This is a genomic window from Mycolicibacterium austroafricanum (assembly GCF_902705885.1).
GTDB classification, from domain to species: Bacteria; Actinomycetota; Actinomycetes; order Mycobacteriales; family Mycobacteriaceae; genus Mycobacterium; species Mycobacterium vanbaalenii_A.
The window spans coordinates 1-14,215 of sequence record NZ_CACSIP010000008.1; the positions used below are offsets into that span (position 1 = coordinate 1).

General features: G+C 66.1%; 11 protein-coding genes. 3 read left to right on the forward strand and 8 right to left on the reverse strand.

Going from position 1 to position 14,215, the window contains the following annotated elements:
- Positions 1-216: 216 nt before the first annotated feature.
- The 8 genes from BEMPMBAN_RS06705 to BEMPMBAN_RS06740 form a co-directional block, all read right to left on the reverse strand.
- Positions 217-969 (reverse strand): thioesterase II family protein, encoded by a 753-nt coding sequence (locus BEMPMBAN_RS06705; protein WP_159229583.1) that lies wholly within the window; start codon positions 967-969, stop codon positions 217-219.
- Positions 966-1,484 (reverse strand): hypothetical protein, encoded by a 519-nt coding sequence (locus BEMPMBAN_RS06710; RefSeq protein WP_337761672.1) that lies wholly within the window; start codon positions 1,482-1,484, stop codon positions 966-968. The genes BEMPMBAN_RS06705 and BEMPMBAN_RS06710 overlap by 4 nt, the downstream gene beginning before the upstream one ends.
- A gap of 22 nt (positions 1,485-1,506) precedes the next feature.
- On the reverse strand, positions 1,507-2,556 hold the full coding sequence (ligD, locus tag BEMPMBAN_RS06715) for a non-homologous end-joining DNA ligase (protein WP_159229584.1): 1,050 nt from the start codon (positions 2,554-2,556) through the stop codon (positions 1,507-1,509).
- Positions 2,556-3,635 (reverse strand): ATP-dependent DNA ligase, encoded by a 1,080-nt coding sequence (locus BEMPMBAN_RS06720; RefSeq protein WP_200845904.1) that lies wholly within the window; start codon positions 3,633-3,635, stop codon positions 2,556-2,558. The genes ligD and BEMPMBAN_RS06720 overlap by 1 nt, the downstream gene beginning before the upstream one ends.
- A 90-nt stretch (positions 3,636-3,725) precedes the next feature.
- On the reverse strand, positions 3,726-6,086 hold the full coding sequence (locus tag BEMPMBAN_RS06725) for an arylsulfatase (protein ID WP_159229585.1): 2,361 nt from the start codon (positions 6,084-6,086) through the stop codon (positions 3,726-3,728).
- Positions 6,087-6,125: 39 nt separating this feature from the next.
- On the reverse strand, positions 6,126-8,492 hold the full coding sequence (locus tag BEMPMBAN_RS06730; protein ID WP_159229586.1) for an arylsulfatase: 2,367 nt from the start codon (positions 8,490-8,492) through the stop codon (positions 6,126-6,128).
- 76 nt (positions 8,493-8,568) lie between these two features.
- Complete coding sequence (locus BEMPMBAN_RS06735) at positions 8,569-9,111, reverse strand: epoxide hydrolase N-terminal domain-containing protein (RefSeq protein ID WP_159229673.1); 543 nt, start codon at positions 9,109-9,111, stop codon at positions 8,569-8,571.
- Between the two features lie 95 nt (positions 9,112-9,206).
- Positions 9,207-10,967 (reverse strand): N-acyl-D-amino-acid deacylase family protein, encoded by a 1,761-nt coding sequence (locus BEMPMBAN_RS06740; RefSeq protein WP_159229587.1) that lies wholly within the window; start codon positions 10,965-10,967, stop codon positions 9,207-9,209.
- A gap of 106 nt (positions 10,968-11,073) precedes the next feature.
- Between BEMPMBAN_RS06740 and BEMPMBAN_RS06745 the strand changes: the two genes are divergently transcribed.
- From BEMPMBAN_RS06745 to BEMPMBAN_RS06755, 3 genes are read left to right on the forward strand one after another with little or no spacing between them, the layout of a single operon-like run.
- Positions 11,074-12,438: an aromatic ring-hydroxylating oxygenase subunit alpha gene (locus BEMPMBAN_RS06745; RefSeq protein WP_159229588.1), complete on the forward strand. Its 1,365-nt coding sequence runs from the start codon at positions 11,074-11,076 to the stop codon at positions 12,436-12,438.
- Positions 12,407-13,039 carry a TetR/AcrR family transcriptional regulator gene (locus BEMPMBAN_RS06750; protein WP_159229589.1) on the forward strand — a complete coding sequence of 211 codons (633 nt, stop codon included), beginning with the start codon at positions 12,407-12,409 and terminating at the stop codon, positions 13,037-13,039. Before BEMPMBAN_RS06745 ends, BEMPMBAN_RS06750 begins: the two co-directional genes overlap by 32 nt.
- 30 nt (positions 13,040-13,069) lie before the next feature.
- Positions 13,070-14,161, forward strand: a complete 1,092-nt coding sequence (locus BEMPMBAN_RS06755) for an ATP-dependent DNA ligase (RefSeq protein ID WP_159229590.1) — start codon at positions 13,070-13,072, stop codon at positions 14,159-14,161.
- Positions 14,162-14,215 lie beyond the last annotated feature (54 nt).

Genomic DNA, 14,215 nt, shown 5'->3' on the forward strand with positions numbered 1-14,215 from the left:
GCGCTTCCAGCGACCGCGCCCCGGTCAACCCACACAGCTCGTCGCGGTCGATCTCGGCGACGAGCTCCACGATCCGCCCGTCGATCGCATTACGCTGACCAGCCAGCTCCGCCAGCTCGGCGAACAACACCTCAAGCCGCTCCTTAGGAGCCAAAGAAGTTGCCGCCGAAGACATGACCCCATCATCACAGACAGGTCCGACAAAAACCGGCCGCGTTACCGGCCCACGTTCCGCAACGTCGAGGCGACGATGTCGATGACCCGCTGGCTCTGCTTCTCCAGATAGAAATGGCCTCCGGTGAAGGTGTGCACGTCACCTCCGCCGGTGGTGTGCTCATGCCATGCGCGCGCGTCGGCCAGGCTGGTCTTCGGGTCGTCGGTCGCCGTCATCACGACCACCGGCGCGCCGATGCCGACCGTCGGGGGACGGTGATAGGCCTGCAGCGCGCGGTAATCGTTGCGGAACGCAGGCAGGAACGTGTCCAGCAGTTCCGGGTTGTTCAGCACCCGCGGATCGGTGCCGCCGAGTTGGCGCATCACCTCGACGAGCGAAGCGTCGTCTTTGTACTCCCCCTCGTCGCCGTAGCGACTGGGGGCGCGCGACCCCGAGGCGAACACCGTCACCGCCTGCCGTCCGGTGAGCGTCTCGAATCGGCGCGCGACCTCGAACGCCAGCACCGCGCCCATGCTGTGCCCGAAGAACGCCGTCGGCGCCTCTGGCAGCGTGCCGATCGCGGCGTGGACCTCGTCGGCCATCGCCTCGATGGAGTCGACGAACGGCTCCTTGTGGCGATCCTGGCGGCCCGGGTACTGGACGCTGTACACCTCGAATTCCGGAGTCAGCGCGGCGGACAGCGGGAAGTAATAGCTGGCAGAGCCGCCGGCGTGCGGCAGGCAGATGAGCCTGGTGGCGGCGTCGGGCGCGGAATGGAAGTTGCGAACCCAGGGACTGGACTGCGGCGGCGTCATGAGCCGGGCGCGGGTTCGGCGGCAGGGGGCGCTTCCCCGGGAGGACCTGGTGGCGGCGGCTCTCCGGGCGGCGCCGGGGGCTGCTCGAAGACCCGCAGCACGGTGGCCTGCAGCTGGGCGCCGGGCGGACCCTCGATCATGACGTCCTTGAGGATCTGCGCCTGCTGACCCTGGACCGTGAAGTTTCCCGGCTGTGGCTGGTTCCCGCCGGTGACCTCGTACTCCACCGTGAAGGGGGCCTCCGGAAAAGGATGCAGGCCAACATATTTCGGATCGATAGTGTAGGTGTACATGCATGTTCCCGCAGGATCGCAGTTCTGGGCGGTGACAACCACCCCGATCAGGAACTCGTCGGCCGTCGGGACCGACGGGGGCGGCGGCTGGGGCGGATTGCGGCGCGGCGGCTCGGACTGCTGTTGTGTCGGATTGCTGAAGATCATGATCGAGGCGATCCCGACGCCGCTGGCGAGCATCCCGAAGATCGCAATGGTCGCGAGCACTTTACGGATGGCCACCCGAGCAGGGTAACGGGCGGCCCTAGTCGGCGACGCGGTTGCCGTGTTCGTCCCAGTGCGCGGCGACCTTCTTGCTCGGCTGCACCCGGGGTGGTTCGCCGGGCATCTTGGGGTAACTCGGCGGATAGGGCAGGTCACCGAGGCCTCGGTCCTCATCGGCCGCCACCATCTCCAGCAGCGGTTCGATCGACTGCGCGTTGGTGTCGATGTCCGCCCACGGGTCGGCACGTCCGGCGAGGAAGTCCGCAACCGTGTTGATGGTGTAGTGATCAGGATCGGCGTCGCGCAGTTCTTCCCAGGTCAGCGGCATCGACACGGTGGCGATCAGGGTCTTGCGCGCCGAGTACGCCGACGCGAAGGTCCGGTCCCGGGCGTTCTGGTTGTAGTCGATGAACAGCCGCTTGCCCCGCTCCTCCTTCCACCACGACGTCGTCACAGCGTCCGGGGTGCGCCGCTCGACCTCCCGGGCCAGCGCGATCCCGGCCCGGCGCACCGCGACGAAGTCCCAGTCGGGCCGGATTCGCAGGAAGACGTGCACCCCGCGACCGCCCGAGGTTTTCGGGTAGCCGACGAGCCCGAGTTCGTCGAGCAGCGGCTTGAGCACATCAACAGCTACTCCGGCCGCCTCCTTGAAGCCGGTGCCCGGTTGCGGGTCGAGGTCGATGCGGAGTTCGTCCGGGTGCTCGGTATCCGGGCAGCGCACCTGCCACGGGTGCAGGGTGACCGTTCCCATCTGCGCCGCCCACGCGATCGCCGACGGGTGGGTGATCTTCAGGGCGTCGGCGGTCCGCCCGGAAGGGAAGGTCACCGTGCAGGTCTGCAGATAGTCGGGGTGTTTCTGTGGAACCCGCTTCTGGTAGATCTCCTCGCCGTCGATGCCGTCGGGGAATCGCTGCAGGTGCACCGGCCGGTCCCGCAGCAGCGCCACCATGCGGTCGGCGACCGAGACGTAGTAGTCGAACAACCTGCCTTTGGTGCCCTCGGCGCCCAGCTTCGGAAAATACGGCTTGTCGGGGTTGGTGAGCCGGACCATGACGCCGGCGACGTCGACTTCGGTTGCAGCGGTTGCCATCAGGACTTCTCCAGCACGTCGTAGAGGTCGTAGTTCAGCGGAACGTCGAGTTGATCGAAGGTGCAACTGGCGGGGTCACGGTCAGGACGCCAACGCACGAACTTCACTGCGTGCCGGAAGCGCTGGGCACCGCTGTTTCCCTCCATCTGGTCGTAGGCGACTTCACACACCTTCTCCGGGCGCACCGGGATCCAGCGCTTGTCCGCGGCGGAGTTCCACCGGCTGGGCTCACCGTCGCGGACATCGTCGCCGACGCGCAGCGGCTCCAGATCCGCCAGCAGCGCGAGCCGTGCCTTGGCGGTGAAGGAAGCGGCGCCGCCGACCATCTGCAGCTCGCCGTCGTCGTGGTAGAGCCCGAGCAGGATCGACCCGACGCCCTCGCCGCTCTTGTGGATCCGGTACCCGATCGCCACACAGTCGGCATCGCGGGCGTGCTTGACCTTGACCATCTCGCGCTTGCCCGGAAGGTACTGGCCGTCGAGACGCTTGGCGATCACCCCGTCCAGGCCCGCGCCCTCGAACTCCTCGAGCCACCGCGCAGCCAACTCGGGATCCTCGGTGGTGCGGGTGACATGGCACCACTGCTTGTGGTGGACCGCCTCGATGAGCGCCTCGCGACGCAACCGGAACGGTTCCTTGACCAGCGAGGCGTCGCCGGTGGCCAGCGCATCGAAACCGATGAAGTGGGCCGGCGTCTCCACGGACAGCTTGCGCACCCGCGACTCGGCGGGATGGATGCGTTGGCTCAGCGACTCCCAGTCCAGCCGGGTGCGACTCTCGGCCGTTTCGCTCCTCGCGTCGGCGGCTATCTCGCGGGGGACGACGATCTCGCCGTCCAGTACGCAACGCGGCGCCAGTTCGTCGCGCACGGAGTCGATGACCTCGGGGAAGTAGCGACCCAGGTCCTTGCCGCTTCGGGAAAGCAGCACCACGTCATCACCGTCGCGGAACACCAGCGCGCGGAAGCCGTCCCACTTGGGTTCGTAGGACCACACTCCCGTCTCGGACGGCACCTTGGTCTGCGCCTTGGCCAGCATCGGCTCCAGCGGTGGCTGCACAGGCAGATCCATGGTGTCCATACTCACGTAGACCTGTGTACCCAGACAATGTCATCGCCCGTTCGGTCGCCTGCCAGTCCGTATCGGCATTTGCAGCGAATTGCGACCCGATCAGTCCATCTTGGTGGCTAGTTCCAGGCGGTCCATTCCGGAGGGTTCGTCGTGGTCACCGAAGGTGAAGGTGACCGACTCGAAAGTGCCGGTGAAGGGGAACGGAGCCTTGTCGGCATAGTCGTCGCAGACCGGGGACACGCAATCCATCCCGACGTCGAAGCATTCAGTGCCGCATCGTTGCGGGACCTGCTTCTCGATGCGGGTCTGCGCGACCTGGGTGCCGTCGACCGAGACGGTCACCGTCGCAGGGCATCCGGGTTGAGGACTGTCGGGTGCGAAGTGGACGACGACGGTGTGTTCGACAGGACTCAGCGGCTCGTCGGCGACGGCGTCGTAGCGTTCCAGCCCGAAGTAGTTGTAGTGGTAGCGGACCCTGCCCTCCCAGAGGAACAGGGCAAAGCCGGCGCCATCACCGCCGAGCGCGGCGAGCACACCGTCGGCGCCGCCCTCAGGAATGGTGACCGGCACCGTGATGGTGTGCGGGACGCCGATCATCTTGGGCGCCGAGCCTTCCGGCAAACGGATCATGCCAGGGTAGAAGGTGACCTCCTTGCGGCCGGTGAAGAAGCTGGGCCGCAGCGTCGTGTCGAGCCGTTCGGCGAAGCGGTCGTCGATGGGTAGTACGTTGTACTTCGCGGCCTCGGCCAGGAACATGTCCTTGAGTTCGGCCAGTTTCTCCGGATGCCGCTCGGCGAGGTCCACCGACTCGCTGTAGTCGTCGGCGATGTTGTAGAGCTCCCACGTGTCGTCGTCGTAGGACCAGCTGCCCGCGGTCTCCCACGGCAGTCGACCGTGGCGGCAGCACGCGATCCAACCGTCGTGATACATCGCCCGGTTGCCCATCATCTCGAAATACTGCTTGTCGTGGGCACTGCTCTGGTCACCGTCGGCGAAGGAGTACGCCATGCTGACGCCTTCGATGGGCCGTTGGATATGCCCGTTGACCTGCACCGGTTCGCGGATGCCGACGACCTCCAGCAGCGTCGGCAGCACGTCGATGACGTGGTGGAACTGCGAGCGGACCGCACCCTGATCGGAGATCCGGTCCGGCCATGACACCACCATGCTGTTGCGGGTGCCGCCGAAGTGCGACGCGACCTGCTTGGTCCACTGGAACGGGGTGTCGCCGGCGTGTGCCCAGCCGACCGCATAGTGCGGTGAGGTGCCCGGCAGCCCCCAGCGGTCCATGAAACTCAGCGACTGCTCGATGGTGGGCTGCTGGCCGTTGAGGCTCATCAATTCGTTGGGGGTGCCGATCAGCGAGCCCTCACCGGAGGAGCCGTTGTCGCCGAGGATGTAGATGACGATGGTGTTGTCGAGTTCGCCAATCGCCTCGATGGCATCGACGACACGACCGATCTCGTAGTCGGTGTGCTCGAGGAAGTCGGCGAAGTTCTCGGCCTGGCGGGTGAACAGCGCCTGGTGCTCAGCGGGTTGGCTGTCCCACGAGGGGATCTGCTCGGGCCGTTCGGTGAGTGCGGTGCCCGCGGGAATGATGCCCATTTCGAGCTGGTTCTGGTGCACAGTCGTGCGGTACTCGTCCCAGCCCATGTCGAAGCGACCCGCGTTGCGTCCGCGCCAGTCCAGCGGCGGCTGGTGCGGAGCATGCGCGGCGCCGGTGGAGAAGTAGCCGAAGAACGGCCGGTCGGGCGCGATGGCCTTCTGCTGGCGGATCCACCCGATGGCATCGTCGGCCAGGTCGCGGGTGAGGTGGTAGCCGTCCTCGGGCCGCGCGGGTGGTTCGATCGGGGTGGTGTTGCGGATCAACGACGGATAGAACTGGTCGGTCTCCCCGGAGATGAAACCGTAGAAGTAGTCGAAACCCTGGTTGGTGGGCCAGTTGTCGAACGGTCCGGCGGGGCTGGTCTGGTTGTCGGGGACGTTGTGGTTTTTGCCCCACCAGCCACAGGTATAGCCGGCCTGCTTGAGCAACTCGCCCATCGTGGCGCAGCTCTTCGGGATGATGCCGCAGTAGCCCGGGTATCCGGTCGCCATCTCCTGGATGACGCCGGTGGCCACCGAATGGTGGTTGCGCCCGGTCAGCAGTGCGGCGCGGGTGGGTGAACACAACGCGGTGGTGTGGAACTGGTTGTAGAACAAGCCCCGCTGGTGGAGCCGTTCGGCGGTCGGCATCCGCACCAGGCCGCCGTTGACGCTCGGCCAGCCGAACCCGACGTCATCGAGCAGCACCAGCAGAATGTTCGGTGAGCCTTCCGGCGCTTCACGCGTCGGAGGGAAGTCAGACTCGGAATCCTGGGCGTACAGATTGATCTTGGCGTTTGGGAACGTCCACTCCGGTTTCGGGAGGTGATAACGGTCAAGATGCAGGGGAAACTCGGAACTGTTGTCGGCATTCACCTGTCGGTCCTTTCACAACATGATGTGAGCTTGTCCAAATCATTGACGTGCCATAGCGATTCGTCCCTCAGCGCGCTTCACCTCGGCCTCGTCGTGCGGCTGCGGCGCAGCGACGCTGATGATCACCTTCTCGACGGTGCCGGTGAAGGTGTACGGCGAGGTGTACATCCGGGTGATCGGCGAGCCGGCATTGCGGCCCACGACCAGGCCGCCGCCGATGCCGATCGACAACGGGATCGTCACTGGGAAATCCGCTTCGGCGACCACCGTTCCGTCGACGGATAGCCGGGCATGACCGGGGGTGCCTTTCCCGTTGCGGATATCAGGTTCCGCGGTGGGCTCGAACTCATAGGCCAGCGTGCGCTTCCCGGCGCCGATGACTTCCTCGGAGGCCAGGTGGAATTCCTGTGCCCCGACGTAGTTATGCACGTAGTGCAGCTTGCCGCCTTGCACGTACAGGGTGTAGCCGCCGATGTTGCTGCCGTGACAGATCACCACGCCCTCGTCGGTGTCGTTGAGTACGACCTCGGCGGTGATGGTGTGCGCGCGGTTGAGCACCTTGACTGCGACGTTTTCAGGCACCACCTGAGTACCTGGGTGATAGACGTAGGTCTCCCTGGCCGGGCTGACCTGGGGCCGCGGGTCGGCGAAACGCACTGTGCCCCGGCTATCCAGCGGTAGCACGTTGTACCGGCCAGCCTCGGTGTACCAGAGTGCGATCATCTCGATCAGCCGCGGCCGTTCCTGCTCGGCGAGGTCATTGGTCTCGGCGGGGTCGACGTCGACGTGGTAAAGCTCCCACCCGGTGGCGTCGAGTTCACGCAACTGCTCGGCGGTCAACTCGAGCTCCCCGAAACTCACCCCGGCCTCGGCGAAAGACGTCCCGGGGAAGGGACACACCGCCCGCCAACCGTCGTGGTACAGGGAACGGTGGGCGAACATCTCGAAGTACTGGGTGTGGTGCTTGGTGGGGGCGTCTGCGTCGTTGAAGGTATGCGCGAGGCTCACACCCTCGATCGGGGACTGGGTGACGCCGCGGACCGCGGTCGGCGGGTCCACCCCGAGCGCCTCCAGCACCGTTGGCACCATGTCGACGACGTGCCCGTACTGGTGGCGTATCTCGCCCTTGGCCGTGATGCCGGCGGGCCAGTGCGCGATGAACCCGTCGGCGACCCCGCCCCGATAGGTTTCGCGTTTCCACCGCCGGAACGGGGTGTTGCCGGCAAACGTCCAACCCCACGGATAGTGGTTGAAGTGCTTGGGACCGCCGAGTTCGTCGATTGCGGCGAGGTTCTGCTCGAGATCATCAGGGACATTGTTGAAGAACTTGTTCTCGTTGACCGACCCGTATGGCCCGCCTTCGGCGCTGGCGCCATTGTCGGAGATCACCATGATCAGCGTGTTGTCCAGTTGACCCGTGCTGTCCAGATAGTCCAGCAGCCGGCCGATCTGGTGGTCGGTGTGCTCGAAGAACCCGGCGAACACCTCCATCATCCGGGCATACAGCCGGTGCTCGTCAGCAGACAGTTCGTCCCACTGCTGTACGTCCGGATCATGGGGGGACAGCAACGCATCCTGGGCCACGATTCCGAGCTCTTTCTGCCGGGCGAACACCCTCTCGCGGTATGCGTCCCACCCGTCGTCGAACATCCCGCGGTACTTCTCTGCCCACTGCGGCGGCGCCTGGTGCGGTGCGTGGTTCGCGCCGGTGGCGAAATACAGGAAAAACGGCTTGTCCGGAGCCACCTGCTTCAGATCGGCGATGAAGTTGATCGCCCGGTCGGCCAGATCCTCGGTGAGGTGGTACCCCTCCTCTGGCGTCTTCGGCGGCTCTATCTGATGATTGTCAAAGACGAGGTCGGGATAGTACTGATGGGTGTCGCCCCCGAGGAAACCGTAGTAGCGCTCAAAGCCACGGCCCAGCGGCCAGCGGTCGTACGGTCCGGCCGCGCTGACCTGTTCGGCCGGGGTCAGGTGCCACTTTCCGACACAGTACGTGGCGTAACCATGCGGTAGCAGCATCTCCGACAGAAAGCCGTTCTCGAATGGGATCGCCCCGTTTGATCCGGGAAATCCGGTGGAGCCCTCGGTGATACACGCCATCCCGTTGGAGTGGTGGTTGCGCCCGGTCAACATGCACGACCGCGACGGCGAACACAAAGCGGTGGTGTGCATGTTCGTGTACAGCAAGCCGTTCTGCGCCAGGCGGTCCAAGTTCGGCGTATTGATCGGCGATCCGTAGCAACCGAACTGTCCGTAGCCGGTGTCGTCGAGCACGATGTAGACGACGTTGGGTGCGCCCGGCACCGCCCGATTAGGTCTGGGCCACGCAGGATCCGATTCACCGACCGTGCGGCCGATCCGGCCCGGAAATGTGCTTCCTGCTTGGTATTCCGTCAATCCCATCGCAGCCTCCGTTGCCTTGCGCCTCTCGTCATCAACCCTATGGCGGCGCAGGAACCTTTGCGCCGGATTGTGTCGATTAGAAGGATCGAATCGGAGGCCGTGCTCGGATCGCCACTGCCACTCGAGACGCCAGCGGCTTGCGAAGACCAGTTCCGGTCAACTCAGCGCAACAGACCTCCGTCGCGGAGCAACCGTTCCGTAGGCGACGAGATCGGCGGCGAACAGCCCGGGCTGCTCGAATTCGGCGAAGTGCCCGCCGCGGTGCTGATGCGTGTGGTGCACCAGTTTGTAGTGCTTTTCCGCCCAGACGAGTGGTGTCAGCAGGATCTCGCACGAACACGCGGCCTAGCCGGTCGGGCCAGCCACGGGTGAGAACCACCGGGATGGCATCGGGGTCGGCTGATCGAGCGTGCAGCAGATGGACTTGCCGCCCCGCGGCGGTAGTGGTGAACGACCCCCATCGGTTCAGTTCGGCTTGGGTTGCCCGCCAGTCGTAGCCGCTTGTCCACCGCTCGATCACCGAACGCAGGAAGGTCTGGTCGGTCCCGTAATCGTTTTCCCGCCCGTCGATCTCCACCGGCCAGCGGGCAGATTCGAGGCGGCGCTGCAGGTCGTCGATTTACGTTTGTTCGATGGCAAATCGTGAACGGCCTCACGGATGCGTGGGTCGTACCGGAAAGCTGTCATTCTCCGTCGCTAAGCTCGCCCAGATACTCAGCGGGCTCCGCGCACCAGCCGACCCGGGCGCGCACCCGTGTCGGCGCCGTGGCGGCGGGTCACGACTCCGCTGACGACCGTGGCGTCGTAACCGGACGCGCCCTGGACCAATCGGTGGCCACCCGCAGGCAGGTCGTAAGCCATCCGCGGGGCGTGCAGCGTGAGTGCCTCCATGTCGATGACGTTCACGTCGGCCTTCTTGCCGACGCCGATGACGCCGCGGTCGGTCAGGCCGAACAGCTGTGCGGTGTCGTGCGCCTGCTTGCGGATGACGTACTCCAGCGGCAGTGTGGCACCGCGGTGACGGTCTCGCGCCCAGTGCGTCAGCAGGAACGTCGGATAAGACGCGTCACAGATCATGCTGCAGTGCGCGCCCCCGTCGGACAGTCCCATCACACCGGCGGGGTGGGTGATCATCTCGCGAATCGCGTCGTGGTTTCCGTTGGAGTAGTTGAACATCGGGAACATCAGCATGTTGCCCGCGTCTGCCTCCAGCATCAGGTCGTACATCGCCGCCAGCGGATCCTGGCCACGCTCGCGCGCGATCGCCGCCACGGTGTCCTCGTCGGTGGGTTCGTAGTTCGGCGGCTCGCCGAGGTAGTACAGCCGCTCCGTCACGTTCTGCGCCAGCGCGAACATGCCGTCGAAGAGTTTGTTCGGATCGATCGGCAGATCGTCTTCGGCCAGGATCGCAGCCCGCACGGCGGGCTCGGCCAGCCGGGCGGCGAGTTCGGAACGGGTGCACTCCGCCTTCAGCTTTCGATAGGTGGGGCGGTGGGTGAACGCGTGGTGGCCGGGGAAGCCGAGCAGCATGCCGAACGGGCGCGCCGCGATCTGCGGGTGCAGTCGGCTGCCCGCCTCGTGCGCGGCTGCCGAGATGTCGAGTTGTTCACGCCACAGATTCGGGTCGGCGTCGACCTGGATCAACGCGAAGCTCAGGGCGCAGTCGATCTCGGCGCCGAGCCGCTGCATCCACTCCAGTTCCTTCTTCGGGGCGACGATGTCCTCCCCTGCCGCGCCCTGCGGCGCGAGCTCGAACACGCCGGCGCCGCCGGCGGCCATGGCATGGCCGAGGGCGAACAGTTCGTCCTCGGCGGCATACGTCCCCGGCACGGGTTCCCCGTCCATGGCGCGGTGCGCGATCGTGCGCGATGACGAGAAGCCCAGTGCGCCCGCCTCGGCGGCTTCGCGGACCAGCCGGCTCATCGCCGCGATGTCCTCTGCGGTCGCGGGCTCGTTGCGGGCGCCTCGCTCCCCCATCGCGTACGCGCGCACCGTGCCATGGGCGATCTGGCTGCCGAAGTCGACGGCCAGTTCGCGCCGGCCGATCACGTCGAGGTACTCCGCGTAGCTCTCCCAGCCCCAGGTGATGCCCTCGGTCAGTGCCGTCCCCGGGATGTCCTCGACGCCCTCCATCAGCGCGATCAGCCATTCCTCACTACCCGGCCGCACCGGCGCGAAGCCGACGCCGCAATTGCCGGCCACGACGGTCGTCACCCCGTGGTTGCTGGACGGTTCCAGCACGCTGTCCCAGCTGACCTGGCCGTCGTAGTGGGTGTGGATGTCGACGAAGCCCGGCGCCACGATCTTCCCCGTGGCATCGATCGTCTCGGCGGCGTCGCCCTCCAGCGGCGGGTCGCCCGGACCACGCCGACGGATCTCGACGATCTTGCCGTCCTTCACCGCCACGTCGGCGGTGAATCGGTCCGCCCCTGTGCCGTCCACCACGGTGCCGCCGGTGATCTTCACGTCGAACACGGGTTCCTCCTCGAGGGCATACGTCAGCCGACTTCTTCGTGAATGTAACACCGTTACAGAGTCGAATGTAATAGCGTTGCGAAGCGAATTCTCCGAAGGACGAGTCATGACGCACACCGCGCAACCCCGCCTCCACGCTCGCACTCAGCGGGAGGACGCCATCGGTGCGCCACCACCGCGTCCGACCCTGGTGCCGGCGAAGCGCTACCACTCGGCGGTGTTCGCCCGGCTGGAGGCCGAACGGATGTGGCCCAGGGTCTGGCAGTTCGCCTGCACCGTCGACCATGTCGCCGAACCGGGTGACTACTTCGAATACCGTTGTGGCGCATATTCGGTGCTGGTCGTGCGCGGTGACGACGGTGAGCTCCGGGCATTCCAGAACGTCTGCCGGCACCGCGGCAACAGCCTGTGCACCGGTGCCGGTTCCCAATTGCGGGAGCTCCGGTGTGGGTATCACGGCTGGACATGGGATCTGCGGGGCGCGCTGCGACGGGTGCCGCACCGCAAGGGTTTCGGCGCGCTGGCGATGAGTGAGTTCCCGCTCATCGCGGCGCAGGTCGACACGTGGGAGCGGCTGGTGTTCGTCAATCTCGACGAATCCGCGATGCCGCTGAGTGAGTACCTCGAGGCGGTGCCGGACGACATTGCGTGGAACCGGCTGAGCGAGTTCCGCTGCTACGCCACCATGACCATCGACGTCGACGCCAACTGGAAGACGATCGCCGACGGGTTCAGCGAGACCTACCACATCCAGACGCTGCACCCCGAACTCCACCGGTGCATGGACGACGTCTTTGCACCGCAGACCATTTGGGGGCACACAGGCAAGTCCGAACAGCTCTACGGGGTGCCAAGCCCGCACCTCAAGGAGAGCGTGGCCGACGCCGCGGTGTGGGACGCCTACGTGTGCACGCAGGGCGCGCTCATAGGCGTCGCCGAGGGCACTTCGTTTCCGGCCGAGCAGACACCCGCGGCGTCAGCCTCCGAAGTGATCGCCGGGCGGACGAGAGCCTTCGCCGCCGAGCGAGGCGTCGACCTGGCATGGGCCACCGACGATCAGATCATGCGGCTGCACCAGTACAACGTGTTCCCCAACTTGTCGGTGCTGACCAATGCCGACCACCTGACGGTGCTGACCTCCCGCCCCGGGGTCGATCCCGACCGGGGCAAACTGGTGATGACGCTGTGGATGAGGATGCCCCCCGGCGCGCCGCGGACGAAGCCGGCAGACGTCCGGCTCAGTGCCGACGAGGCCCACCCCGGCCTGGTGCTCAGCCAGGACATCGCGGTATTGCCCGGGCTTCAGCGTGGACTGCACCAGCCGGGACTGACGCACGTCGTGTTGTCGAATGAAGAGCGCCGCATCATCAACATGCACCGCAACCTCGAACGATATCTGGATGTGCCGGAAGCGGATCGAATGACCGGGGGTGAGACCGATGGCGCCCCCACGCCGCAAACCCGTCGGTGATCCGGGCGTCACCGCGGAACTCATCCTGCAGACCGCAGCCCGGCTGATCGAGATCGACGGCGTCAAGGCGCTCACCATGCGCAACCTCGCCGACCGACTCGGCGTGGCGGTCACATCCATCTACTGGCACATCGGCGGGCGCGACCAACTCCTGGACAGCCTCGTCGAAGGCCTGCTCGGCGAGCTGGCGAATCTGCCTGTCGAAGGTGACGATCCCCTAGAACGCATTGCCTCACTTGCCCGTTCGCAACGCAAGGTGCTCATCGAACGGCAACACCTCCTCGGCATCGCCCATGAGCGCGACCGCACGCCGCAACTGTTCCTACCCATTCAACGGGCACTGGCGGCACAGCTGGCAGACCTCGGAGTGATCGGAACCGACGCCGCGCTCGTCCTGCGGGCGATCCAGGTGCACGTCATCTCGTCAGCGGTCATGCAGTTCTCGGCGGTGCGCGGCGCCAAACACGACGAGGAAGATCCCTCACTCTGGGCGAACGCCTGGCCCGATCAGGCTCTTGTCGAAGCCCTCCAGGCCCCCACCGACTACGACGCGGTCTTCGAGTACGGACTCGACGCGTTGTTGGCACGCCTGCGGGCGTAGCGGACAGTTCACCTGGGCCACAATGCACTGATGGAGTTGCCCGTGATGCCACCGGTCGCGCCGATGCTGTCCAGATCGGTGGCTGGATTCCCCGCGGGCCCCTCCGCGCTGTCCTACGAACCCAAGTGGGACGGGTTCCGATCGATCCTGTTCCGCGATGGCAACGAGGTGGAACTGGGCAGCCGCAACGTGCGGCCGCTGACCCGGTACTTCCCGGAACTCGTTGAGGCCGCGAGAGCCGAGCTTCCCGAACGGTGTGTGCTCGACGGCGAGATCGTGATCGCCACCGACGCCGGACTCGACTTCGAGGCACTGCAGCTGCGGTTGCATCCCGCCGCGTCGCGGGTGCGCCTACTCGCCGAGCAGACACCGGCTGCGTTCATCGTCTTCGACCTGCTGGCGCTCGGCGAGGACGATTACACGAACCGCCCGTTCGCCGAGCGGCGGGCGGCCCTCGTCGACGCGGTGACCGGGGCGGGTCCGTTCTTCCACGTGACGCCGGCGACCACCGACGCGGCGACCGCGCAACGCTGGTTCGACGAGTTCGAGGGTGCCGGCCTCGACGGGGTGATCGCCAAACCACTCGACGGGCAGTACCAGCCGGACAAGCGGGTGATGTTCAAGATCAAGCACACCCGGACGGCCGACTGCGTGGTGGCGGGGTACCGGTTGCACAAATCGGGTGACGATGCGATCGGATCATTGCTGTTGGGCCTCTATCGGGCAGACGGCACTCTGGCGTCTGTCGGTGTCATCGGCGCGTTCCCGATGGCGAGGCGCCGCGAACTGTTCTCCGAGTTGCAGCCGCTGGTCACGACATTCGACAAGCATCCGTGGAACTGGGCGGCACACGTCGCCGCCCATCCCGACGAGGCCCGCAGGTACGGGGGTGGGTCCCGCTGGAATGCCGGTAAGGACCTGTCGTTCGTGCCGTTGCGGCCCGAACGCGTGGTCGAGGTGCGCTACGACCACATGGAAGGCGAAAGGTTCCGGCACACCGCCCAGTTCAACCGGTGGCGCCCGGACCGCGATCCGCACTCGTGCACCTACGAGCAGCTCGAGCACCCGGTGACGTACCGGCTGGACGACATCCTTCCGGGGTTTCGCGCACACAGTGGCTGAGCCATCACCGATCACGGCCCGGCAAACCTGTTCCTTTCGCGTGCCACCGGTGCG

Coding starts and splice junctions, on each gene's coding strand:
- ligD (WP_159229584.1), bottom strand. CDS start 2,556: ATGGCAACCGCTGCAACCGAAGTCGACGTCGCCGGCGTCATGGTCCGG.
- BEMPMBAN_RS06755 (WP_159229590.1), top strand. CDS start 13,070: ATGGAGTTGCCCGTGATGCCACCGGTCGCGCCGATGCTGTCCAGATCG.
- BEMPMBAN_RS06745 (WP_159229588.1), top strand. CDS start 11,074: ATGACGCACACCGCGCAACCCCGCCTCCACGCTCGCACTCAGCGGGAG.
- BEMPMBAN_RS06730 (WP_159229586.1), bottom strand. CDS start 8,492: ATGGGATTGACGGAATACCAAGCAGGAAGCACATTTCCGGGCCGGATC.
- BEMPMBAN_RS06705 (WP_159229583.1), bottom strand. CDS start 969: ATGACGCCGCCGCAGTCCAGTCCCTGGGTTCGCAACTTCCATTCCGCG.
- BEMPMBAN_RS06720 (WP_200845904.1), bottom strand. CDS start 3,635: ATGGACACCATGGATCTGCCTGTGCAGCCACCGCTGGAGCCGATGCTG.
- BEMPMBAN_RS06750 (WP_159229589.1), top strand. CDS start 12,407: ATGGCGCCCCCACGCCGCAAACCCGTCGGTGATCCGGGCGTCACCGCG.